At 71.1% G+C, this 23,037-nt stretch carries 18 protein-coding genes and 1 pseudogene; 6 read left to right on the top strand and 13 right to left on the bottom strand.

The window, feature by feature from the left end; genetic code table 11:
• Positions 1-34 precede the first annotated feature (34 nt).
• Entirely contained in the window at positions 35-1,600 is a 1,566-nt protein-coding gene (locus ABZ642_RS19500) for a PucR family transcriptional regulator (RefSeq protein ID WP_360485113.1), read from the bottom strand.
• 131 nt (positions 1,601-1,731) lie between these two features.
• The gene (locus tag ABZ642_RS19495; protein ID WP_360485111.1) at positions 1,732-3,921 is read right to left on the bottom strand and encodes an ATP-binding protein; all 2,190 of its coding nucleotides are present in this window, start codon (positions 3,919-3,921) and stop codon (positions 1,732-1,734) included.
• A 307-nt stretch (positions 3,922-4,228) separates the two neighbouring features.
• On the opposite strand from ABZ642_RS19495, the gene gabT reads away from it, so the two are divergent.
• Complete coding sequence (gabT, locus tag ABZ642_RS19490) at positions 4,229-5,563, top strand: 4-aminobutyrate--2-oxoglutarate transaminase (RefSeq protein WP_360485108.1); 1,335 nt, start codon at positions 4,229-4,231, stop codon at positions 5,561-5,563.
• A 192-nt stretch (positions 5,564-5,755) separates the two neighbouring features.
• Positions 5,756-6,643, top strand: a complete 888-nt coding sequence (locus tag ABZ642_RS19485) for a phosphatase PAP2 family protein (RefSeq protein ID WP_360485105.1) — start codon at positions 5,756-5,758, stop codon at positions 6,641-6,643.
• Here the strand turns inward: ABZ642_RS19485 and ABZ642_RS19480 are convergent.
• The 8 genes from ABZ642_RS19480 to ABZ642_RS19445 form a co-directional block, all read right to left on the bottom strand.
• Entirely contained in the window at positions 6,582-8,351 is a 1,770-nt protein-coding gene (locus tag ABZ642_RS19480) for a glycoside hydrolase family 18 protein (protein ID WP_360485102.1), read from the bottom strand. The two genes, ABZ642_RS19485 and ABZ642_RS19480, sit on opposite strands and share 62 nt — an antisense overlap.
• 197 nt (positions 8,352-8,548) lie before the next feature.
• On the bottom strand, positions 8,549-9,007 hold the full coding sequence (locus tag ABZ642_RS19475) for a hypothetical protein (RefSeq protein WP_360485099.1): 459 nt from the start codon (positions 9,005-9,007) through the stop codon (positions 8,549-8,551).
• Positions 9,008-9,130: 123 nt separating this feature from the next.
• Positions 9,131-10,558: an FAD-dependent oxidoreductase gene (locus tag ABZ642_RS19470; protein ID WP_360485096.1), complete on the bottom strand. Its 1,428-nt coding sequence runs from the start codon at positions 10,556-10,558 to the stop codon at positions 9,131-9,133.
• Positions 10,559-10,592: 34 nt separating this feature from the next.
• The gene (locus ABZ642_RS19465) at positions 10,593-11,393 is read right to left on the bottom strand and encodes an ABC transporter permease (RefSeq protein WP_351712027.1); all 801 of its coding nucleotides are present in this window, start codon (positions 11,391-11,393) and stop codon (positions 10,593-10,595) included.
• Positions 11,394-12,323 (bottom strand): ABC transporter permease, encoded by a 930-nt coding sequence (locus ABZ642_RS19460; protein WP_360485092.1) that lies wholly within the window; start codon positions 12,321-12,323, stop codon positions 11,394-11,396.
• A complete protein-coding gene (locus tag ABZ642_RS19455) occupies positions 12,323-13,468 on the bottom strand; it encodes an ABC transporter ATP-binding protein (protein WP_360485089.1) in 1,146 nt (381 codons plus the stop codon). Before ABZ642_RS19455 ends, ABZ642_RS19460 begins: the two co-directional genes overlap by 1 nt.
• 7 nt (positions 13,469-13,475) lie before the next feature.
• Positions 13,476-14,711 carry a spermidine/putrescine ABC transporter substrate-binding protein gene (locus ABZ642_RS19450; RefSeq protein ID WP_360485086.1) on the bottom strand — a complete coding sequence of 412 codons (1,236 nt, stop codon included), beginning with the start codon at positions 14,709-14,711 and terminating at the stop codon, positions 13,476-13,478.
• A 52-nt stretch (positions 14,712-14,763) separates the two neighbouring features.
• Entirely contained in the window at positions 14,764-16,299 is a 1,536-nt protein-coding gene (locus ABZ642_RS19445) for a gamma-aminobutyraldehyde dehydrogenase (protein WP_360485083.1), read from the bottom strand.
• A gap of 209 nt (positions 16,300-16,508) precedes the next feature.
• Here ABZ642_RS19445 and ABZ642_RS19440 point away from each other — a divergent pair, with 209 nt between their 5' ends.
• Positions 16,509-17,072: an NADAR family protein gene (locus tag ABZ642_RS19440; RefSeq protein WP_360485080.1), complete on the top strand. Its 564-nt coding sequence runs from the start codon at positions 16,509-16,511 to the stop codon at positions 17,070-17,072.
• Between the two features lie 146 nt (positions 17,073-17,218).
• On the opposite strand, the gene ABZ642_RS19435 is transcribed toward ABZ642_RS19440, so the two are convergent.
• On the bottom strand, positions 17,219-17,956 hold the full coding sequence (locus tag ABZ642_RS19435) for a DUF4190 domain-containing protein (protein WP_360485077.1): 738 nt from the start codon (positions 17,954-17,956) through the stop codon (positions 17,219-17,221).
• 37 nt (positions 17,957-17,993) lie between these two features.
• Here ABZ642_RS19435 and ABZ642_RS19430 point away from each other — a divergent pair.
• Positions 17,994-19,192, top strand: a pseudogene (locus ABZ642_RS19430) (adenosine deaminase).
• A 33-nt stretch (positions 19,193-19,225) separates the two neighbouring features.
• Complete coding sequence (locus ABZ642_RS19425) at positions 19,226-19,921, top strand: glycerophosphodiester phosphodiesterase (protein ID WP_360485074.1); 696 nt, start codon at positions 19,226-19,228, stop codon at positions 19,919-19,921.
• Here the strand turns inward: ABZ642_RS19425 and ABZ642_RS19420 are convergent.
• On the bottom strand, positions 19,903-21,585 hold the full coding sequence (locus tag ABZ642_RS19420; RefSeq protein WP_360485071.1) for a sigma-70 family RNA polymerase sigma factor: 1,683 nt from the start codon (positions 21,583-21,585) through the stop codon (positions 19,903-19,905). The genes ABZ642_RS19425 and ABZ642_RS19420 overlap by 19 nt on opposite strands.
• A 256-nt stretch (positions 21,586-21,841) precedes the next feature.
• Here ABZ642_RS19420 and ABZ642_RS19415 point away from each other — a divergent pair, with 256 nt between their 5' ends.
• Positions 21,842-22,549, top strand: coding sequence for a response regulator transcription factor (locus ABZ642_RS19415; RefSeq protein ID WP_360485195.1), 708 nt, complete (start codon positions 21,842-21,844; stop codon positions 22,547-22,549).
• Here ABZ642_RS19415 and ABZ642_RS19410 read toward each other — a convergent pair.
• Positions 22,546-22,962 carry a nuclear transport factor 2 family protein gene (locus tag ABZ642_RS19410; protein WP_360485068.1) on the bottom strand — a complete coding sequence of 139 codons (417 nt, stop codon included), beginning with the start codon at positions 22,960-22,962 and terminating at the stop codon, positions 22,546-22,548. The two genes, ABZ642_RS19415 and ABZ642_RS19410, sit on opposite strands and share 4 nt — an antisense overlap.
• Positions 22,963-23,037: the final 75 nt, after the last annotated feature.

Below are 23,037 nucleotides of genomic sequence, written 5' to 3'. Positions count from 1 at the left end.
GTTCTCCGGGGTCCTCCGGGTTCTCCGGCGGTGGTCAGTCCGCCGAGGTCGCCTTCAGGGCCAGCCACAGCTCCATCCTGGCGTCCGGGTCGTCCAGGGAACGGCCCAGGATCTCCTCGACCCTGCGCATCCGGTACCTCAGCGTATGCCGGTGGACGCCCAGGTCGGCGGCGGCCGCGTCCCACTGGCCGTGCCGGGACAGCCAGGCCCGCAGGGAGGCCACCAGGTCGCCGCGGCCCGTGGCGTCGTGCTCGTACAGCGCCCGCAGCAGGCCGTCCGCGAACGCCTTCACCGCGTCGTCGGCCAGCAGCGGCAGCACCGAACCGGCGGCCAGCTGCTCGTGCTCGACCAGCACCCGACCGCGCCGCCGGGCCACCGACAGCGCCTGTTCGGCCTGTTTGTAGGCGGCCGCCGCGCCGATCGGGCCGGACGGGGCGGACATGCCCACGACCAGGTCGTCCTCCTCGGTGGCGTCCTTTTCGGGTACGGCCCGCGCGGCCTCGCGCGCCGCCGCGTGATCGACGCACGCGCCCACCGCCGCGCCCCCGTCCGCGGCCAGCACCACCAGCCGCTCCCCCTCCGGCACCACCAGCACCGGCTCCCCCGCGCGCGCCGCGGCCGACTCGACCGCCTCCGCGAGACCGGCGAGCGGCTCGGCGCCCGCATCGGCGACGATGATCCGGAAGGGGGCGTCGAGAAGTCCGCCGTACAGGTCCCCGGCGACCCCCCGGGCGTGGTCCGGCTGCCCGGCGAGCAGCATGCGCAGCACCGCCGCGCCCACCCGCTGCTCGGCCGCGTGCAGCGACCGCGAACGTTCCGTCGTCAGTGTGAGCAGGGCGATGGCCGAGTGGACGGCGTACCGCTCGGCGGTGCCGAGGGCGGCCGCGGTGCCGACCGCCAGGGCCGCCCGGGACCTGCGGCCGGTGCCCAGCGAGTGCAGCTCCACCCGGTCCTCGTTGTCCGGGCCGCCCACCACCGAGGAGGCCGGCGCCGGGCGCTCCCGCAGCCGTTCCACCTCGGCCGTCAGCCGGGCCGCCCGGCGGCCCGCCCACTCCGGTGCCGTGGCGACGACCGCGCCCGAGGCGTCGTACAGCGCCGCCCACCCGTTGACCTGCGCGGCGAGTGCGGCGAGCAGGCCTTCCGGCCCGGCGTTCAGGGCCTGCCTGGTCAGTTCGCGCTGGGCGGCGAAGCCCGCCGTCACCGCCCGGTACTGGTCGGCCGCGATCGCCGCGGAGACGGCCTTGCTGATGGCGAGGAAGGGGGTGCGGCGCGGGACCTCGAGGAGCGGCAGGTCCTCCTGCTCGGCCGCGTCGACCAGGGCCTCGGGGATCTCGTCGTAGTTGACCCCGACGGCGAAGCCGAGACCTACCACACCTGCTCCCACCAGGCGTTTCACATACCTGCGCATCGCCTGCGGATCATCCGCGTCCAGCTTCAGCGCGGTGATCAGGAGCAGTTCCCCGCCCTCCATGTACGGCACCGGGTCGGCGAGTTCGCTGACATGGGCCCAGCGCACGGGCACGTCGAGGCGGTCCTCGCCCGCGCGCACGGTGAGTTTGAGCGCGGAATGGTGGACGAGCGAGGCGAGCGTCGGTGGCATCGGGCCGTCAGATCTTCTCTTCGGTCGGGAACACGTGAAGACGTGTACAGGGGGCAGTGGGCCTTTGGCCGTCTCGTATGAACGACCTCTGTCGATTCTGCCTCACTGTACGGTCGCGTGTACCCCCCTGTTCAAGCTCGGCCGGTGCCGCCCCTGAGGTCCACCAGCAGCGGCGGCGCGTGCTCGCCCTTGACGGTCGTCAGGGAGAGGACCGCGTGGCCCGCCGGCACACCGTGGGCCAGCTCGGAGGCCGACCAGCGCTCGCGCTCCACCTGGCGGACGGTGACCGCGCGGGCCGTGGGCGCCTTGCCGGTGATGACCTGCCGTACGACGTGCAGCGCCTTGCCCGCCGGGGTCTCCGCGATGATCTGGCGGTCGGTGACGTCCCGGGCCTCGGTCCACTCCTTGCCCCAGACCTCGGCGAAGTCCTGGCCGTCCCAGGGGGTCAGCCCGGCGAAGGCCATACGGCAGCCGGTGGCGCCCAGCAGCGGCCCGCGCAGGGGGCGGGGTACGTCGTCCAGGGTGCGCAGGGTCAGCGCCACGCCCGCGTTGGCCGACCGCAGCCGCTGGACGGCCCGTACCGCCTCCGGGGTCACCACGCCCGTCGCGTCGTCCAGGAGCAGGCAGGCGAAGAGCGAACGGTCGTCCCGTACCGTCACGCTCGCCGTGAACTGGGCGAGCACCAGCCGGGCCAGGATGCGGGAGGCGTCCGCGTGGCCGCGCTCGGGCAGGTCGATCCGGACCCGGACCGGGTGGTCGAGGGCCTTGAGGGAGAAGGGGCGGGACTGGCCGGAGGTGTCGAAGAACCCGGCGAAGGCCGGGCGGTCGAGCAGGGCGATGCGGTCGGCCAGGACCGAGCCCACGTCGCCGGGATGACCCATCTGCCGTTCCCGGGCGTCGAGTTCGCGCAGCAGCGACGCGTGTCCGGTGGCCGTCAGCGCCTTGCGGAGCGCGGCCACCGGGCCGGGGGCGCCGTCCAGGAGCTGGCGGAGTTCGGGTACGGAGGGGAAGCGGCCATGGACCGCCTTGAACGGGCCGAGCAGCTGGGCGAGGACGGTGGTGGAGCGGCGGCTGTCGCTGCCGGGGTGCGGGTCGGCGAGGTCGCCGACGAGGGCCTCGGCGATTATGGCGGCGGCCTCGTCGGGGTCGGTGGTGCCGCCGTACAGGTCGAGGTCGTAGACGGACTCGGGGTGCGCGATGCGGACGACGACGTCGTAGGAGTCGGCGGGTCCCAGTCCGGCACCGGCCGCGCCGACGACGACCACGGAGGCGCGGCCGGCGAGTGCGTGCAGGCACAGCGACTCGGCGAGCGGGCGTACCAGCGCGCCGGTCTTGCCGGAGCCGGCCGGGCCGACGGCGAGCAGGGAGGTGCCGAGCAGTTCGGGGCCGAGGGCGAGACCGGCGCCGCGGTAGCGGTAGGCGTTGCGGGGGTCGTCGGCGGTCGTGCCGAGCCGCACCTGGCCGGTGACCAGGTCGTGCCGGGCGTGCCGGGCGGGCAGGTCGCGTTCCCCGGAGGGGTGCAGGCAGGCGGCGGCGCCGTCCTTGACCACGGCGGCGGAGAAGGACGCCATGCTGTGCCGGCCGCTGCGCACGCCCTGCCAGGCGCGGGCGATCCGGGCCTGGTCCACGTCCCCCATGAGCCCGGCCCGCGCCTCGGCGGCCAGCCGGTCGGCGGCATCGTGCGCCCCGGCGGCCCGGAGGTGGGGCCACTGGGCGGGGTCCTGCTCGGGGGCGGGGGGCCGTTCGGCGGCGGGGGCGGCGGCGGCCCGGGTCCAGGCTCGCGGGCCGTAGCGGCGCCAGACCTCGCCCCAGCGGCCGAGGCGGCCGACGACGAGCATGATCGCCAGGGCGATGAGCGTGTAGTAGCCGTACCAGAGGAAGGCGTTGCCGACGCGGTCGTCGCTGTGCCGCCAGGAGTCCGGGGTGAACAGCTCCAGGGGCACCACCCACCAGCCGCCCAGGTAGCCGTTCCACAGCAGCGACCAGAACAGCCAGCCGACCAGGAACGCGATCAGCGCACCGCTCAGCAGCTGCCGGGCCGGGATCCGCTCGGGCTCCTCCTCGGGCCTGGGCGTGTACCGGAACCGCCACACCCCGGGCGCGGCCTCCGGGCGCGGCGCCCGCAGCCAGCTCACGAAGGCCGAGCCGTCGGGCATCGGAGGCGCCCCGGGCGGCAGGTTCGGCGTCCCCGGAGGCAGGCTCGGCCGCGGCGGCACGGCAGCGGCCTCGCCCGGCGTCCTGCCCGCGTCCTGCGGCCCCGCCGGACGCGGCACAGGGTGCGCGTGCGTGCCCCGCGTGTCCCGCGTCCCGTCGCTGTCCATCGCCCTTTCCCCCTGACCAGCTGTTCCGTCCACCGTCAGCGAGTCAATCTAACGCCCTCCGAAGGGGAGTTCACCGCTTACACGGCCGAGGAACCCTCAGCCGGATCCCGGCGTCGTCCGGAGCCCTATGTCCACCACGGACAACGCCGTCTTCCGACAACACCCACATGGAGCATGCCCACCTCTCATAAGCGGCCCTAGCCTGCGAAGAAAGAAGGAGAGCGTCCGGATACGCACCGCCGGAGCCGCCCCGGGGCCGCCGGACACGCACAGCGCCCCGGAACGCACGATTGATCAGGGAGCCCCCATGACCGCACTTCCGCAGGAGCGCCGCGTCGTCACCGCCATCCCCGGCCCCAAGTCGCAGGAGCTGCAGGCCCGCCGTACCGCCGCGGTCGCGCAGGGCGTCGGTTCCGTGCTGCCGGTGTTCACCGCCCGCGCCGGCGGCGGCATCATCGAGGACGTCGACGGCAACCGCCTGATCGACTTCGGTTCCGGTATCGCGGTCACCAGCGTGGGTGCCTCCGCCGAGGCCGTCGTACGCCGGGCCGCCGCCCAGCTGGCCGACTTCACCCACACCTGTTTCATGGTCACCCCGTACGAGGGCTATGTGGCGGTCGCCGAGGCGCTGGCCGAGCTGACGCCCGGAGACCACGCCAAGAAGTCCGCGCTGTTCAACTCCGGCGCCGAGGCCGTCGAGAACGCCGTGAAGATCGCCCGCGCCTACACCAAGCGGCAGGCCGTCGTGGTGTTCGACCACGGCTACCACGGGCGGACCAACCTCACCATGGCGCTGACCGCGAAGAACATGCCGTACAAGCACGGCTTCGGGCCGTTCGCGCCGGAGGTCTACCGGGTGCCCGTGGCGTACGGCTACCGCTGGCTCACCGGCCCCCAGAACGCCGGTGCCGAGGCCTCCGCCCAGGCCATCGACATGATCAACAAGCAGATCGGCGCGGACAACGTGGCCGCGATCATCATCGAGCCGGTGCTCGGCGAGGGCGGCTTCATCGAGCCCGCCAAGGGCTTCCTGCCGGCGATCAGCCAGTACGCCAAGGACAACGGGATCGTGTTCGTCGCCGACGAGATCCAGTCCGGGTTCTGCCGTACGGGTCAGTGGTTCGCGTGCGAGGACGAGGGGATCGTCCCGGACCTGATCACCACCGCCAAGGGCATCGCCGGTGGTCTGCCGCTGGCCGCCGTCACGGGCCGCGCCGAGATCATGGACGCGGCGCACTCCGGTGGCCTCGGCGGCACCTACGGCGGCAACCCGGTCGCCTGTGCCGGTGCGCTCGGTGCCATCGAGACCATGAAGGAGCTGGACCTCAACGCCAAGGCGAAGGCCATCGAGGCGATCATGAAGCCGCGGCTGTCCGCCATGGCCGAGAAGTTCGACGTCATCGGCGACGTGCGGGGCCGCGGCGCGATGATCGCCATCGAGCTGGTCAAGGACCGTACGACCAAGGAGCCGAACCCGGAGGCGACCGCCGCCCTCGCCAAGGCCTGCCACCAGGAGGGCCTGCTGGTCCTTACCTGTGGCACCTACGGCAACGTGCTGCGCTTCCTGCCGCCGCTGGTCATCGGCGAGGACCTGCTGAGCGAGGGCCTCGACATCATCGAGCAGGCCTTCGCCCGGATCTGAGCCACAGGCTTCGCGCAGCCCGCCCACAGGGTGCCGAACCCGTGTGTCACCGCCGCCCCTCCCCTCCCACCTGGCGTGATGTGGGGGGCTGGGGCGGCCACCGTCAGGCCATGTGAAGAAGGTGTGCGAGGTGGATGACGGGACGCGATTCCGCCTGTCGCCACGCCTGCCCCTGCCGTAGGTTCTAAGCAGATGAGAGATACACCCCGCCCACAGGGGACTGTGGGCGACTTCAGGCCGGGGCCTCCCCAGCTTCGACCTGGTCGTGCCCTCGCGCACACAACCGGGGCCTCTGGCTCCGGATCTCCTCACCGATCGGACGGTCGCTCGCCCCAAACCCCCCGGGGCGCGCGGCGTTCCGATCCGGACGGCCGCCCCGGAACCACCCCCCCTGTTCCGGGGCGGCCGACCTCCTTCCTTCGCTTTCCCCTCGCGGGACTCCTGGGGCTCGTGGGCCTTCCGGCCCTTCTCTTCGCGCTGATCACCTGGCAGGTCGTGGCCCATGGCCCCCTGCTCCACCTGGACAGCCGTCTGAGCGGCGCACTCGTCCACCCGGACCGGTTCTCCGAGCTGCTCTCCGACCTCGGGAACGTGCAGGTCGCGGTTCCGGTCCTGGTGATCGTCATCGGATACGTCGTCCGGCGCGGCCGTTCCACCGGTACAGACCGCTGGTGGCTGCCGCCCGCCGCGGCCGCCGCCCTGATGGCCCTGGTCCCGGCGATCATCGTGCCCGTCAAGGAGTGGACCGCCCGTCCGGGGACCCCGGTGGTGCCCCCGGCGGTCGGCTACTTCCCCTCCGGCCACACGGCGACGGCGGCGATCGCGTACGGCTCCGCGGCCCTGCTCCTCCTCCCCTGGCTTCGCTCCCGCGCCGCCCGCCGCACGGTCGTCACCGGCTGCGCGGTCCTGGTCCTCGCCGTCTCCTACGGCCTGGTCCGGCGCGGCTACCACTGGCCGCTGGACGTGGCGGCCAGCTGGTGCCTGTGCACGGTCCTGCTGACGGCACTGCGGCTGCTGCTCAGCCGAAGTACGCGTCGAAGTTCTTCTGGAACTCCCAGTTCGAGAACCGGTCCCAGTTGACCGACCAGGTCATCAGGCCGCGCAGGGCAGGCCAGGTGCCGTGGGTCGCGTACGAGCCGCAGTTCGTCCTCTTCGTCAGGCAGTCCAGGGTCTTGGTGACCTCGGCCGGGGCCACATAGCCGTTGCCCGCGTTGGTCGAGGCCGGCATGCCGATCGCGATCTGGTCCGGGCGCAGCGGCGGGAAGACGTTGTTGGCGTCGCCCGCCACCGGGAACCCGGTGAGCAGCATGTCGGTCATGGCGATGTGGAAGTCGGCGCCGCCCATGGAGTGGTACTGGTTGTCGAGGCCCATGATCGGGCCCGAGTTGTAGTCCTGGACGTGCAGCAGGGTCAGGTCGTCGCGCAGGGCGTAGATGACCGGGAGGTAGGCCCCGCAGCGCGGGTCCTGGCCGCCGAACTTGCCGGTGCCGTAGAACTGGTAGCCCATCTGCACGAAGAAGGTCTCGGGCGCCATGGAGAGCACGAACTTCGACCCGTACCTGGCCTTCAGGGTCTTCAGCGCGGAGATGAGATTGACGACCACCGGGGTCGTCGGGTTCTTGAAGTCCGTGTCGTTCGCGTTCAGGGACAGCGAGTGGCCCTCGAAGTCGACGTCCAGGCCGTCCAGGCCGTAGGTGTCGATGATGTTCGAGACGGAGGAGACGAAGGTGTCCCGGGCGGCGGTCGTGGTGAGCTGGACCTGGCCGTTGGCGCCGCCGATCGATATCAGCACCTTCTTGCCGGCCGCCTGCTTGGCCTTGATCGCCGCCTTGAAGTCGGCGTCGCTCTCGACGTTCGGGCACTCGGTGACCGGGCAGCGGTTGAAGCGGATGTCCCCGGAGGTGGCCGAGGTCGGTTCGCCGAAGGCCAGGTCGATGACGTCCCAGCTGTCGGGGACGTCGGCGAGCCGGGTGTAGCCGGAGCCGTTGGCGAAGGAGGCGTGCAGGTAGCCGACCAGGGCGTGGGTGGGCAGGTCGGTGGAGCCGCCGGAGGAGCCGGCGGTGGTGGTGGCGGTCACCGCGGCCGACTTCGCGGACTCGCCGGCGTCGTTCACCGCGGTGACCTGGAAGCTGTAGGCGGTGGCGGGCGTGAGACCGGTGACCGTGGCAGACGTCCCGGTCGCCGTCTGGACCCTGGTGCCGTTGCGGTAGATCGCGTAGCCGGTGGCACCCGTGACCGCCGTCCAGGACAGACCCACGCTGGAGGAGCTGATCGTGCCGGTCTTCAGGCCGGTGGGCGCGGCGGGCGGCTGGCCCGTGGTGCCGCCCGGGCCGACGAGGGAGATGTCGTCGGCGTAGTAGGCGCCGGTGCCGTACCAGCCGTGGGTGTAGATGGTGACCTTGGTCGTCGAGGCGCCGGTGGTGAAGGTGGTCGTGAGCTTCTGCCAGTCGGGGGCGGACTGGGTCCAGGTGGAGACGTCGGTGGTGCCGGTGCCGCTCGCGCCGAGGTAGACGTAGGAGCCGCGGACGTAACCGGACAGGGTGTACTGCGCACCCGGCTGTACGGTCACCGTCTGCGCGCACTGGGCGTTGTCGCTGCCGGCCGGGGTCGCCTGGAGCGCGGAGCCGCCGCTGTGCACGGGTGAGCCGACCGTCGTACCGGCCGTACAACTCCAGTTGTCGAGACCGGACTCGAAGCCGCCGTTCCTGGCGAGGTCCGCGTCGGCCGCACGGGCGGCCGACGAGAGCGCGGTGATACCGGACACGGCCAGCAGACCGGCCGTGAGCATGGTGAGAACAGGTCTCGCGCGTACCACAAGTGCCTCCGGTGATGGGGGAATTGGAGGTGGGATGCGCACTCAATTTGGTCCAGACCAATTTACCTGTCAAGAGCTACGGCAACGAACCGCCCGCAGACCTGCCACCCGCCAAGGGGCGCGGGGAACTGCGCGAACAACCCCCACACACCCGCACCCGACCGACAACCTCACGCGAACGGCGCCTGGTCATCGGCCAAACCGGCGGCAGCCTCGTGCATGGCCAACTCCAGCAGCGCCGGATCCGTCAGCGTCCCCGACCCGTCCGGCACCACCAGCCACCGCACCCCCTGGGTCGACCGGCCGGGATACGGCACGACGATCCAGGTGCCGGCGCCCGCCGTGCGGATCCCGGTGCCGAGCCACCGGGCGGCCGTTCCGGGCGGCACGAAGAAGCCCACCCGGTTGTCCCCGAAGTCGACCAGGACAGGCCCCGGTTGATCGAGGACGCGGGTGAGCACGTCGAGGGTGGGGTAGCCGAGCTCGCCCGGCAGGATCAGTACGTCCCAGGCCCGGCCGGCGGGCAGCAGCGCGACCCCCAGAGGGCTGCGCTCCCACTCCCAGCGGCACGCCTCGGGGTCAGGTGCGACGGATGCCAGCCACTCGACCGCCGTCTTCGCCCCAGTCATCAGAAGACCTCCCAGTCCCGCCTCGTCGACGCGGTGTCGCGTCACGAGGAGAGAGGGAGGTCTTCCTGGGGCATTACGCGGGTTTTTCCACCCCGTTGGGGTGACCCGGATCACATGCCGGGGTCAGCTGTCGAAGCCCAGCCCCACCCGGTCCATCGCCCTGAGCCACAGGTTGCGGCGGCCCCCACGGGCGTCGGCGCGGGCCAGCGACCACTTGGTGAGGGCGATGCCGGTCCAGGCGAACGGCTCCGGCGGGAACGGCAGCGGCTTCTTGCGGACCATCTCCAGACGGGTGCGCTCGGTCTCCTCGCCGGCCAGCAGGTCCAGCATCACGTCGGCGCCGAACCGGGTCGCGCCGACGCCGAGGCCGGTGTACCCGGCCGCGTACGCCACCCGGCCCTGATGGGCGGTGCCGAAGAACGCCGAGAAGCGGGAGCAGGTGTCGATCGCGCCGCCCCACGCGTGCGTGAAGCGGACGCCCTCCAGCTGCGGGAAGCAGGTGAAGAAGTGCCCGGCGAGCTTGGCGTAGGTCTCCGGGCGGTCGTCGTACTCGGCGCGGACCCGGCCGCCGTAGTGGTGGATGGCGTCGTAGCCGCCCCAGAGGATCCGGTTGTCGGCCGAGAGGCGGAAGTAGTGGAACTGGTTGGCCGAGTCGCCGAGGCCCTGCCGGTTCTTCCAGCCGATCGCGCCGAGCTGCTCGGCGGTGAGCGGCTCGGTCATCAGGGCGTAGTCGTAGACCGGGACCGTGTAGGCGCGGACCCGCTTGACCAGGTTCGGGAAGATGTTGGTGCCGAGCGCGACCCGCCGGGCCCGGACCGAGCCGTACGGGGTGCGTACGGCCATGCCGGCGCCGTACGCCTTCAGTTCGAGGGCGGGAGTGTGCTCGTACACCCGGACCCCGAGGGCCAGGCAGGCCTGCTTGAGGCCCCAGGCGAGCTTGGCCGGGTTGACCATGGCCACGCCCCTGCGGTCCCACAGGCCGGCCTCGAAGGTGGGTGAGTTCACCTGCTCGCGCAGCGCCTCGGCGTCGAGGAACTCGATGCCGTCCGCGAGGCCCTTGCCCTCCAGCTCCCGGTGCCAGTCGCGCAGTTCCCAGGCCTGGTAGGGCTCGGTGGCCACGTCGATCTCGCCGGTGCGCTCGAACTCGCAGTCGATGCCGTGCCGGGCGACCGCGGTCTCGATCTCGTCGAGGTTGCGCCGGCCCAGCTCCTCCAGGCGATGGATCTCACCGGGCCAGCGGCCGATCCCGTTGGGCAGCCCGTGGGTGAGGGAGGCGGCGCAGAAGCCACCGTTGCGGCCGGAGGCGGCCCAGCCCACCTCGCGGCCTTCCAGCAGGACCACCTCGCGCCCGGGGTCGCGCTCCTTGGCGTTGAGCGCGGTCCACAGTCCGCTGTACCCGCCGCCGACGACCAGCAGGTCGCAGGTGTCGGCGCCGGTGAGCGCGGGCTCGGGGTGGGGCTTGCCGGGGTCTTCGAGCCAGTACGGGACCGGCTGTGCTTCGGAGAGAGACCTGGTCCAATCTGCCTGACGGCTCATGGCGCTTGGGGCCATGATTTTCAACTCCCTACAGAGTTTTTATGGTGCTTCATGCCTTTTGCCTGGTGCGGCGGTTGGTGATGAGCATCGATACCAGCACGAGCAGTACCGCGACCAGGAACATGGCCGTACCGATGACGTTGATCTGGACGGGCGTGCCGCGCTGTGCCGAACCCCAGACGAACATGGGGAAGGTGACGGTGGAGCCCGCGTTGAAATTGGTGATGATGAAATCGTCGAAGGAGAGCGCGAAGGACAGCAGCGCACCCGCCGCGATTCCGGGGGCCGCGATGGGGAGGGTGACCCTGACGAACGTCTGCACCGGTCCGGCGTAGAGGTCCCGGGCCGCCTCCTCCAGGCGCGGATCCATCGACATCACGCGCGCCTTGACCGCGGTGACGACGAAGCTGAGGCAGAACATGATGTGGGCGATCAGGATCGTGTAGAAGCCGAGCTGGGCGCCCATGTTGAGGAACAGGGTGAGCAGCGAGGCCGCCATGACGACCTCGGGCATCGCCATCGGCAGGAAGATCAGCGAGTTCACGGCGCCACGGGCGCGGAACCGGTAGCGGACCAGGGCGAAGGCGATCATCGTGCCGAGAAGCGTGGCGCCGATGGTCGCCCAGACGGCGATCTGGAGGCTGATGGAGAGCGAGCCGCACATGTCGGCGACTCCGCACGGCTGCTTCCAGGCGTCGAGTGAGAACTGCTGCCACTCGTAGTTGAAGCGCCCCTTCGGTTTGTTGAAGGAGAACACCGTGACGATGACGTTCGGAAGCAGCAGATATCCGAGGGTGAGCAGTCCCGCGATGACGACGAGACGCTTCTTGAACCAGTTGACGAAGGGCATTTAGACCAGATCCTCCGTCCCGGACCGGCGAATGTAGATCGTGACCATGAACAGGATCGCGGCCATGAGGATGAAGGAGAGCGCGGCCGCCGTCGGATAGTCGAGAATCCTCAGGAACTGCGTCTGGATCACGTTTCCGATCATGCGGGTGTCGGTCGAGCCGAGGAGTTCGGCGTTGACGTAGTCACCGGCCGCCGGGATGAAGGTCAGCAGCGTGCCGGAGACCACGCCCGGCATCGACAGCGGGAAGGTGACCTTGCGGAACGTCGTCCAGGGCTTGGCGTACAGGTCGCCGGCCGCCTCGTGCAGCCGACCGTCGATGCGCTCCAGCGAGGTGTAGAGCGGAAGGATCATGAACGGCAGGAAGTTGTACGTCAGACCGCAGACGACGGCGAGTGGTGTGGCCAGGACGCGGTCGCCGGCCGTCCAGCCGAGGAAGTCGGTGAGGTCCAGGATGTGCAGCGAGTTCAGTACGTGCACGACCGGGCCGTTGTCGGCGAGGATCGTCTTCCAGGCCAGGGTGCGGATCAGGAAGCTGGTGAAGAACGGCGCGATCACCAGGATCATGATCAGGTTCCGCCAGCGGCCCGCCCGGAAGGCGATCAGGTACGCCAGCGGGTAGCCGAGCAGCAGGCAGAGCACGGTCGCCGCGGCCGCGTAGAAGACGGACCGCAGGAACTGCGGCCAGTACTCGCTCAGCGCGTTCCAGTAGGTCGCGAAGTGCCAGGTGACCTTGTAGCCCTCTTCCAGGGAACCCGTCTGGATGGACGTGGACGCCTGGTAGATCATCGGCAGCGCGAAGAAGACGACCAGCCAGAGCAGGCCGGGCAGCAGCAGCCAGTACGGCGTGAACCGGCCCCGCCTGCGCGGGGGCTTCTTCGTGGGTTCGGCGGGCGCCAGGGGCGGCGGCGCCTCGGAGAGCGTGGCCATCAGGCGGCTTCCTCCTCGGTGCCGGCGTCGATGTCCTGGTCGGCGTCGAGACCGAAGGTGTGGGCCGGACTCCAGTGCAGGACGACGTCGGCGCCCGGGACGAGCCGGCCGTCGCGGTCGACGTTCTGCACGTACACCGCGAACTCGGGGCAGACCGCGCTGTCGATCACGTACTGCGTGGAGACACCGATGAAGCTGGCGTCGGCGATCTTGCCGGTGATCCGGTTGCGCCCCTCGGGGATCGAGCCGGCGTCGTCGGCGTGCGTGAGGGAGATCTTCTCGGGCCGGATGCCGACGAGCACCTTGCCGCCCGTCCGGGTCGGCGCCGAACATCGCGCCTCGGGCAGCACCAGCTTGCCGCCGCCGGCCTTGAGGATGATGTCGTCCCCGCTCTTCGTGTCGACCTCGGCCTCGATGAGGTTCGACGTCCCGAGGAAGTTGGCGACGAAGGTCGTGTTGGGGTTCTCGTACAGATCGCTGGGCGAGCCGAGCTGCTCCACCCGTCCCGCGTTCATCACCGCGACCGTGTCGGCCATGGTCATGGCCTCCTCCTGGTCGTGCGTGACATGGACGAAGGTGATGCCGACCTCGGTCTGGATCCGCTTGAGCTCCAGCTGCATCTGACGGCGCAGCTTGAGGTCGAGGGCGCCGAGCGGCTCGTCGAGGAGCAGCACCTTGGGGTGGTTGATGAGCGCCCGGGCCACCGCGACCCGCTGCTGCTGGCCGCCGGAGAGCTGGTGCGGCTTCTTGCGTGCCTGCTCGCCGAGCTGCACCAGGTCCAGCATGTCCTCGACCTGCTTCTTCACGCTCTTGATGCCGCGCCGGCGCAGTCCGAAGGCGACGTTCTCGAAGATGTCGAGGTGCGGGAAGAGGGCGTAGGACTGGAAGACCGTGTTCACCGGCCGCTTGTACGGCGGCAGACGGGTCACGTCCTGGTCGCCGAGGTGCACGGTGCCGCTGGTCGGCTCCTCCAGGCCCGCGATCATGCGCAGGGTGGTGGTCTTGCCGCAGCCCGAGGCACCGAGGAGGGCGAAGAAGGAGCCCTGCGGCACGGTCAGGTCCATCGGCCGTACGGCGGTGAAGCCGTTGTCGTAGGTCTTGCCGATGCCGGTGAGGCGGACGTCGCCGCTGCTGTCTGTCGTCATGGTGTCGTCACGCCCCTGTGAGCTTCGCGAACTTCTGCTGGTAGGCCGTCTCTTCCTTCGAGCTCAGGGAGCGGAAGGCACGGGACTTGGCCTGCATGGCCTTGTCGGGAACGATCAGCGGGTTGCTGGCCGCCGACTTGTCGATCTTGGCAAGGTACGGCTGTACGTCCGCGACCGGACTGACGTAGTTGATGTAGGCGGCGAGTTCCGCGGCCTGCTGGGGCTCGTAGTAGTAGTCGATGAGCCGCTCGGCGTTCGTCTTGTGGCGCGCCTTGTTGGGGATCAGCATGTTGTCGGTCGACGTCATGTAGCCGCTGGCCGGGATGACGTAGTCGACGTCCGGGTTGTCGGCCTGGAGCTGCACGATGTCGCCGCCCCAGGCGACGCAGGCGGCCAGGTCGCCCTTGCTGAGGTCCGAGGTGTAGTCGTTGCCGGTGAAGCGGCGGATCTGCCCCTTGTCGACGGCCTTCTGGAGCCGGGCGATCACCGAGTCGTAGTCGTCGCCGGTGAACGTCGCCGGATCGATGCCCATGTCGAGCATGGTCATGCCCACGGTGTCCCGCATCTCGGTCAGCAGGCCGACCCGGCCCTTGAGCGCGGGGTTGTCGAGCAGGTCGGAGACCGACTTCACCTCGACGCCGTTGAGTGCCTTCTTGTTGAAGGCGACGACGGTCGAGATGCCCTGCCAGGGGTACGAGTAGGCCCGGCCGGGGTCCCAGTCGGGGCTGCGGAACTGGTCCGACAGGTTGGCGAAGGCGTGCGGCAGGTTGGACGCGTCCAGCTTCTGGACGTAGCCGAGCCTGATCATGCGGGCGGCCAGCCAGTCGGTGAGGACGATCAGGTCCCGGCCGGTGTCCTGGCCGGCGGCGAGCTGCGGCTGGATCTTGCCGAAGAACTCGTCGTTGTCGTTGATGTCCTCGGTGTACTTCACCGTGATGCCGGTCCGCTTGCGGAACGCGTCCAGGGTCGGATGGCGCTTCTCGCTGTCGTCCACGTCGATGTACTCGGGCCAGTTGGAGAAGTTGACGACCTTCTCCTTCGCCGAGTGGTCGTCGGCGGAGACGCCGCCCTGGGACTTGCCGGCCGCGGGGATACCGCAGGCGCTCAGTGCCCCGACGCCGCCCACCGCTAGCGCACCGCCCAGGAACGACCGGCGGGCCAGGGCGGCCCTGCCGGTGCGGAGGCTGCGCCGGATGGCGGCCACTTCGACCGGCGAAGGGCGGTCGGGCTCGTACTGCCTCATGCGCTTGATGCCCTTTCGGGAAGAGGGCCGTGATGAGCGGCCGCAGGTATGACTATCGGTCCCCGAAGATCGTGCGGTGCCAGTCCTTCCGAGCAACCGCCGTATTGTCGAACATTACGTGCTTGACCTGGGTGTACTCCTCGAACGAGTACACCGACATGTCCTTGCCGAAGCCGGACGCCTTGTAGCCGCCGTGCGGCATCTCGCTGATGATCGGAATGTGGTCGTTGACCCAGACACACCCCGCCTTGATCTCGCGGGTTGCGCGGTTCGCCCGGTAGACGCTGCTGCTCCACGCGGAGGCGGCCAGACCGTACGGGGTGTCGTTGGCCAGCCGGATGCCCTCATCATCACTGTCGAACGGCAGAACGACCAGCACCGGACCGAAGATCTCGGCCTGGACGATCTCACTGTCCTGCGGCGCGTCGGCGATCAGCGTGGGCCGGTAGTACGCGCCGCTCTTCAGCTCGTCCTGCGGCGGCTCGCCGCCGGTCACCACGCGCGCGTAGCCCCGCGCCCGCTCGACGAACCCGGCGACCCGGTCCCGCTGGGCGTGCGAGATCAGCGGCCCCAGGTCGGTACCGGGGGCGAACGGGTCGCCCAGCCGTACGGTCTCCATCAGGGCGGCCGTCCGCTCGACGAAGGCCTCGTAGAGCGGCCGCTGCACATACGCGCGGGTGGCGGCGGTGCAGTCCTGCCCGGTGTTGATGAGCGCCCCCGCGACGGCCCCGTTGACGGCCGCCTCCAGGTCGGCGTCGTCGAAGACGACGAACGGCGCCTTGCCGCCGAGTTCCAGATGCAGCCGCTTCACGGTCGCCGTGGCGACCTCCGCCACCCGCTTTCCGACACCGGTGGAGCCGGTGAAGGAGGTCATGGCGACATCGGGGTGCCCGACGAGATGCTCACCGGCCACCTTCCCGGTCCCGGTGACGATGTTGATCACACCGTCGGGGATGCCGGCGAGGGTGGCCGCCTCGGCGAAGAGCAACGAGGTCAGCGGGGTCAGCTCGGCCGGCTTGAGCACGATGGTGTTGCCGGCCGCGATCGCCGGGAGGATCTTCCAGGCGGCCATCTGGAGCGGGTAGTTCCAGGGCGCGATCGACCCGACGACACCGATGGGCTCGCGGCGGACGTACGACGTGTGGTCGCCGGAGTACTCACCGGCCGCCTGCCCCTGCAGATGCCGGGCGGCCCCCGCGAAGAACGCGGTGTTGTCGATGGTCCCCGGTACGTCGAACTCACGCGTCAGCTTGAGCGGCTTGCCGCACTGGAGGGACTCGGCGCGGGCGAATTCCTCCGCGCGGTCGGCGAGCACGGCGGCGAACCGGTGCAGCGCGTCCGACCGCTCGCCGGGGGTCGCCCCCGCCCACCCGTCGAAGGCGTCCCGCGCGGCGGCCACGGCCCGGTCGACGTCGTCCGTCCCCGCCAGCTCGTAGGTGTACACCTCCGCGCCGGTGGCCGGGTCCACGACGGCGTGCGTACGGCCTGACGTGCCCTTGCTGAACCGTCCCGCGATGTACTGTGCGCCGCCCGCGAGCCGCTCCTGCGCGGGGAAGGTCTCCGGGGTGGCGGTGCCCGGGTTGTCCATGTCGCTTCTCCTCCGCCGTCGTCCCGTCCCGAGGGGTGGGTGGCGTAGCTCCAGCTGGATTTGACTGCCGATCCTGACAGAGCAAGGGGAGTCCAACAAGTGATTCCGTTGTTGCCTTTTGGTTACGCGACGGAATCTGTCGACCAGGTGTCGAGTCGGGACGGAAAAGGCAGGACGGAGTGTCAGTGGTGCCTGCCAGACTGGCGTGCATGGCGAAGATCGATTCCGCGGAAGCCCTGATCAGGGCCGTCCGGGCGGGGGCCGGGATCAAGTACCTGCACTTCTGGGGACACCGGCCGAGGCCCGACGGAGAGCTCTCGGCGAGCTGCCTGAGCCAGTGGTGGCCGTCACGCTTCGTGGTCGACGATGTCGAGTACGCGACCGCCGAGCACTGGATGATGGCAGGAAAGGCCCGCCTGTTCGGGGACGCGGAGGCGGAGCGCCGGGTCGTGGCGGCCGGGCATCCCGCCGCGGCGAAGAAGGCGGGCCGGCTGGTCCGGAACTTCGACGAGGCGACATGGGAGCGGGAGCGCTTCGAGATAGTGGCGCGCGGCAGCGTGCACAAGTTCACGGCCGACCCGCGGCTGCGCGAGTACCTGCTCGCCACCGGCGACCGGGTACTGGTGGAGGCGAGCCCGGTGGACCGGGTATGGGGCATCGGCCTGGCCGCGACGGACGAGAGAGCGGCGGATCCGTCCCGCTGGCGAGGGCTGAACCTGCTGGGGTTCGCACTGATGGAGGCGCGGGAGCGGTTGCGGGCGGCGGGGGTGTAGGCCTACGGGTGGGGCGCCTTTGGCCGACGAGCGCTGATCCCGCTGATCCCACCTGAAGGGGCGCGGGGCTGTATCCGATCTGCGGCTCCGCCGCGTGGGCGCGACCAGCCCCCGTCCACCCACGCCCGACCACCGGCCGCCCCCGCCTACCGCGTGCTCGCCACCACGACCACCGCGATGAACCCCACGACGAGCACAAGCCCCACCGACCCGCAGATGATCCCGGCCAGTGCCTGCCCCCCGTTCGTGGCCTCCCCGCGCCCGACCCGGGCCCGCCCGATCGAACCGAAGACGATGGCCAGCACGCCCATCACCAGGGCGATCGGCCACGCACAGAACCCGACCACACTGATGATCCCGGTGACGAGCGAGGCCGTGCCCAGCCCGTTGTTGGGCATCGGCTGCATACCGGGCCAGCCGCCGTATCCCCCGGGCCCGCCGGGGTACGGCGGGAACGGCTGCCCGGGGTAGCCGTACCCCGGCCCGGGAGCCGGTGCGGCCGGGTAGCCGTAAGGAACCTGACCGGGCCCGTCCGGAGCCATCGGTGGCGGAGGCACCGCCGCACTCTGCGGATACGGCGGCGGGGCGTAGGGACTCGGTGCCGCGTACGCGCCCGGCGCGCCCGGCGCCGCGAACGGGTTGGCCGGCGCGGCCGGCGCCGCGGCCGACGGCGCCGCATAGGGGTTCGCCCAGCCCTGCGGCGGCACCCCGTCCTCCGCCCCCGGCATCGCCGCGACCGTCCGCTGGTCATGGATCGGGGGCGGCGGGACCTGATCATGGATCGAGGGCGGCATCGACGCCTCTGCCCCGGCCCCCGCCCCTTCCCCCGCGTCGGCCGTCTTGTCCAGCCGTATCTTCGGAGCTTCCGGCGCCTCGTCAGCCATCTCGCGATGTCCCCTCTCCCGCACGCGTGCCGCCGTCATGCTAAGGCCCGTCCACCTCGAACGCCGGTCCGGCCTACGATGGCCCCGAATCACCGATCAGCCGATCACCGCGCAAGGGGCCGGCTCACGGCCGTACCACCGCCGAAGACCGCCCCGCGCCGTTCCGGGGAGGAACCCTTGACCGACCGCCACGCCGAACCCGCCCTCCGCGACGTGCACGCCTTCATCGCCGGGCTGCCCAAGGCCGAACTGCACGTCCACCACGTCGGCTCCGCCTCCCCCCGGATCGTGTCGGAACTGGCCGCCCGGCACCCCGACTCCAAGGTGCCCACCGACCCCGAGGCCCTGGCCGACTACTTCACGTTCACGGACTTCGCCCACTTCATCGAGGTCTATCTGTCGGTCGTCGACCTCATCCGCACGCCCGAGGACGTCCGGCTGCTCACCTACGAGGTGGCCCGCGAGCTGGCCCGCCAGCAGGTGCGCTACGCCGAGCTGACCATCACCCCCTTCTCCTCCACCCGGCGCGGGATCGACGCACGGGCCTTCATGGACGCGATCGAGGACGCGCGGAAGGCGGCGGAAACCGAGTTCGGGACCGTGCTGCGGTGGTGCTTCGACATCCCCGGCGAGGCGGGCCTGGAGGCCGCCGAGGAGACGGTCCGGCTCGCGACCGACGACCGGCTCCGTCCGGAGGGCCTGGTCTCCTTCGGTCTCGGCGGCCCCGAGATCGGCGTACCCCGGCCGCAGTTCAAGCCGTACTTCGACCGGGCCGTCGCGGCCGGCCTGCACTCCGTCCCGCACGCCGGTGAGACGACGGGGCCCCAGACGGTCTGGGACGCCCTGGTCGACCTGCGTGCCGAGCGCATCGGCCACGGCACCAGCTCCGCGCAGGACCCGAAGCTCCTCGCCCACCTCGCCGAGCGGCGCATCGCCCTGGAGGTGTGCCCGACCTCCAACATCGCCACCCGCGCGGTCCGCACCCTGGACGAGCACCCGATCAAGGAGTTCGTGGACGCGGGCGTGCTGGTCACGGTCAACTCCGACGACCCGCCGATGTTCGGCACCGACCTGAACAACGAATACGCGGTCGCCGCCCGTCTGCTCGGCCTCGACGAGCGCGGCGTGGCCGACCTCGCCAAGAACGCGGTGGAGGCGTCCTTCCTGGACCGGACGGGCAAGGCGTCGCTCTCGGCCGAGATCGACGCGTACACGAAGGCATGGCTCGCCCCCTGAAAAACCCCTGCGGGGCCCTGAGAGCATGGACCCATGCAGACCGTGACCGCCGTGGCCCACCGCGGCGACCCCTACCGCTTCCGCGAGAACACGTCGGCCTCCCTGCGTTCCGCGCTCCAACAGGGCGCGGACGCGGTGGAGATCGACGTACGGCTGACGCGTGACGGCGTCCCCGTCCTCCTGCACGACGAGACCCTGAAGCGGCTCTGGGAGGTCGACCGCCCGCTGAGCGCGCTCTCCGCCGACGAGGTGCGCGGCCTCACCGAGGACGGGGTACCGACGCTCGCCGAGGCGCTGGCGGCGGCGCAGGACAGCCGGGTGATGATCGACCTGCCCGGCGCTCCGAGCGAGCGGGCGGTGGCCAGGATCGTGGCCGTGGCCCGGGAGTGCGGTGCGACGGACCGTGTCTACTACACGGGGGACGCGGCGGCGATGCTGGCGGTACGCGCGGCGGACGCGGCGGCGGAGATCGCCCTGACCCGCAAGACGCTGGCGCCCGTGCGCCCGGCGCTCCTGGACGTGATCCGCCCGCGCTACCTCAACTACCGCTTCACCCTGCTCGACCACGCCCTGACCGAACACGTCCACCGCAGCGGCTACCTGGTCTCCTGCTGGACCCCGGACACCCGCCGCGCGATGCGCCGCCTGCTGGACATGGGCGTCGACTCGATCACCACGAACCGGGTGGACGTGCTCGACCCGCTCCGGCGCTACACCACCGACCGCTGAGCGACCGTCGCCGGATCGCTCGGCGTCCCCCGTGTCAGGTACTGCGGAACCGGCGCCGAGTCCTTCCCGTCGTCCCGGACCAGCCCGTACCGGATGAGCCCGTCCGGCGGGCCGTCCTGCACGTCCTTCTCCACCGCGTCCCAGGTCGAGGGGAAGACGCTCACCCCGTAGTCCGCCCCACGCTCGTTCACCGTGAACGTCACGCTGCCGTCGACGTAGAAGTACTCGTTCTGCCACATCTGCTGGGTGCCGGCCGGCAGCACCGCATAGCCGGTGGCCGAGCTGCCCATGCCGGTGGCGGAGGCGTCCGTGCCGCTGACGCGGTCGTCCATCCGGCGGCCGCCGCCCGACGCCACGTGGAACAGCTTGCCCTTCAGGCCGGTCCAGCTCGGCATGACGAGGCTGCCGGCCCGGTACTGCGGGGAGATCTGCCAGCGGACGAGGACATAGCCCCGCCCGGTGAGCGTCACGTCGTCCCCGCGGTGGTTCAGCACGGCGTGCGCCCCGCCCGTGCTGGTGATCCCCGTCTCCGGCCGGTGCGGCAGCGTGCCGGGCCTGGTGTCCGGGTCCGGCACCCTGTCGACCGCGTCGACGACCGAGCCGTACCGGGCGGCGCTCGCCGACGGGGAAGGTGACGGCGCGGCGGAGAGCGAGGCCGACGGGGACGGCGCGGGAGTGGTCGCCGGGGTCGGCGCCGGCGCGCCGGTGCCCGCCGCCGTGGGGGCGGTGGCCGTACGCGGTGCCGGACGATCCGGTGTCTGTACGACGACGTACGCGCCGCCCGCCACGATCGTCGCCCCCGCCGTGACCGCCACCGCGGGTTTGGCCAGCGCGCCCAGCACCTTCGCCGACCAGCCGGCGGAGGTCGCCGCGGCCGCCGTCTTGCCGCCGAGCGCCAGCGACAGGGTGAAGCCGACCGGGACCGGCACCAGCGCGATGCCGGCCAGCAGCCGTTCCGCCGGTACGACGGAGTCGCGGGTGTCGCCGCAGTAGCCGCAGCCCCGGACGTGCCGGGCCAGCCGCTTGCGCCAGACGGAGTCGGGGTGCCCGTCCCAGCGGGCGGTCAGCTCGCGCAGCTCGGGGCAGGCACCGCCCAGCGCGCGCACGATGCCCCGCGAGGTCTCCAGCCGTTCCTTCATCCGCTGCACGCGGACGGCGGCGTGCTGCCGGCTGATGCCGACGGCCGCCGCCAGCTCACGCCGGGTGAGTTCGCCCGAGACCTCCAGCCACCACAGGGACACCAGCTGCCGGTCCTCGGCGTCCAGCCAGCGCACCGCCTCCGCGACCTCCCGCCGCTGGCCCGCCAACTGGAGGCGCAGCACGGTGAGTTCGGCGAAGTCCGCGGTGCCGTCCGGGACACCCTCGTCCAGTTTCGGCTCCTGCCTGCGGCGCGCCCGGTCCCGTATCTGCCGCATGGCGATGGCCACCAGCCAGGACCGGAAGCTGTCGGGGTCGCGGAGGGTGCCGAGGTGGTCGACGGCGCGCAGCATGGTCTCCTGGACGACGTCGTCGACGTCGGCATGGCCGTTGAGGGCGCGGCCGACCACGTTGTAGACCAAGGGCAGCCAGCCCTCGACCAGTTCGTCCAGCGCTCGCCGGTCGCCCGCCTGCGCGGCCGCGATGGTGGTGCGCCACTGCCGCGACACGTGCACGTCCGTCCTCATGACCGCACCTTCTCAGCCGGGGCGGCGAGCTTGGCAATGTCGGGGATCACAGTGCGGAGACGGAGTACGGGACTCCCCGATAACACTTTTTCCACCCCCGGCCTCCGACGTGCAGGACCTGACGGGCGGCGGCGCAAGCAGAGCCCGTGCGCGAAACGAGTGAGCAGGCCCACTCTCCCGGGGCCGCCGATCCAGGCGTAGCATGTGAACGAAACAGTTTCGTTCACGGAACGGACCTCGCATGGAGAAGACAGGCATGGTCTCCGTACTCGTCGTCAACGACCAATCCCTCCAGCGCCTCGCCCTGCGCTTGCTCCTCACCGCCGAGCCGGGCCTGACGGTCGCCGGGGAGGCGACGGACGGGGACGGGGCGATCCGTGCGAGCGCCGCGCTCCGCCCCGACGTGGTCCTCATGGACAGCCGGCTGTCCGGGGCGGCCGGCACCGAGACCATCCGGCGCCTCACCCGCCCCGCCCTCCGGACGACCCGCACCCCCGGATTCCCCGCCGCCGCCGAGGACGCCTACGCCCCACGGGTTCTGGTGCTGACCGCCGCCGAGCAGGAGGCGGAGGCCTGGGCCGCCCTGCGGGCGGGCGCCGGCGGCTTCCTGCTCGACGACGCCGACCCGGCCGAACTGACCGCCGCCATCAGGGTGGTGGCCGCCGGGGACGCCGTCATCACGCCCGGTCTGACCCGCGCGCTCATCGACGCCGTCCGCGAGCAGCACACCGTCCGCCCCCTCCCCCGCACCACGGGGCTCGGCGCCCTCACCGAGCGCGAGCGCGATGTCCTGGTCGCCGTGGCCTCCGGCTGGTCCAACGCCGAGATCGCACAGTGGCTGTCCATCGCCCCGACCACCGTGAAGACGCACGTCAGCCACGTCCTCACGAAGATCGGTGCCCGCGCCCGCGTACAGGCGGTGGCCTTCGCCTACGAGTCGGGGCTGATCCGGCCGGCGGCCTAGAAGCTCTCGCCACCCAGGGCCTTGATGAACGCGAGCGGGTTCCAGTACTCGCGGTACTTGACGATCTTGCCGTCCTTGAACGTCACGAACGTCGCGTAACTCATGTCGTACGGGTTCCCGTTGGCCAGGACCCGGCCGGTGACGCTCCAGTCGGCGATGGCCGTGTCCGGGTCGTCGGTCCCGCGGACGGTCGCCGACGTGATCTGCTGCACGTCGATGAGGTCGGGGTAGCCGCGCAGGTACTCGTAGACGGCGGTCCGGCCCTCCAGCCGGGTGGGGTTGCCCTCGGGGGCGAAGGGGAACTCGACGACGACGTTCTCGTCGCACTGGTCCGCCCACGCCTTCATGTCCTTGGAGAGGAAGATGTCGAGGCTGCGCTGCACCAGGTCGGCGGCGGAGAGGGTCTGGCTCATGATTCGTTTCCCATCGTGATACGGAGTGGGCCGCATGCGGAGCGACTCACGCATTAATGTGGCTAGCCACATAAT

Source organism: Streptomyces sp. NPDC007157 (assembly GCF_040634235.1).
Classification (GTDB): Bacteria; Actinomycetota; Actinomycetes; order Streptomycetales; family Streptomycetaceae; genus Streptomyces.
The sequence above is the reverse complement of the archived record's forward strand: the minus strand, read 5'-3'. Positions and strand labels throughout refer to the sequence as shown.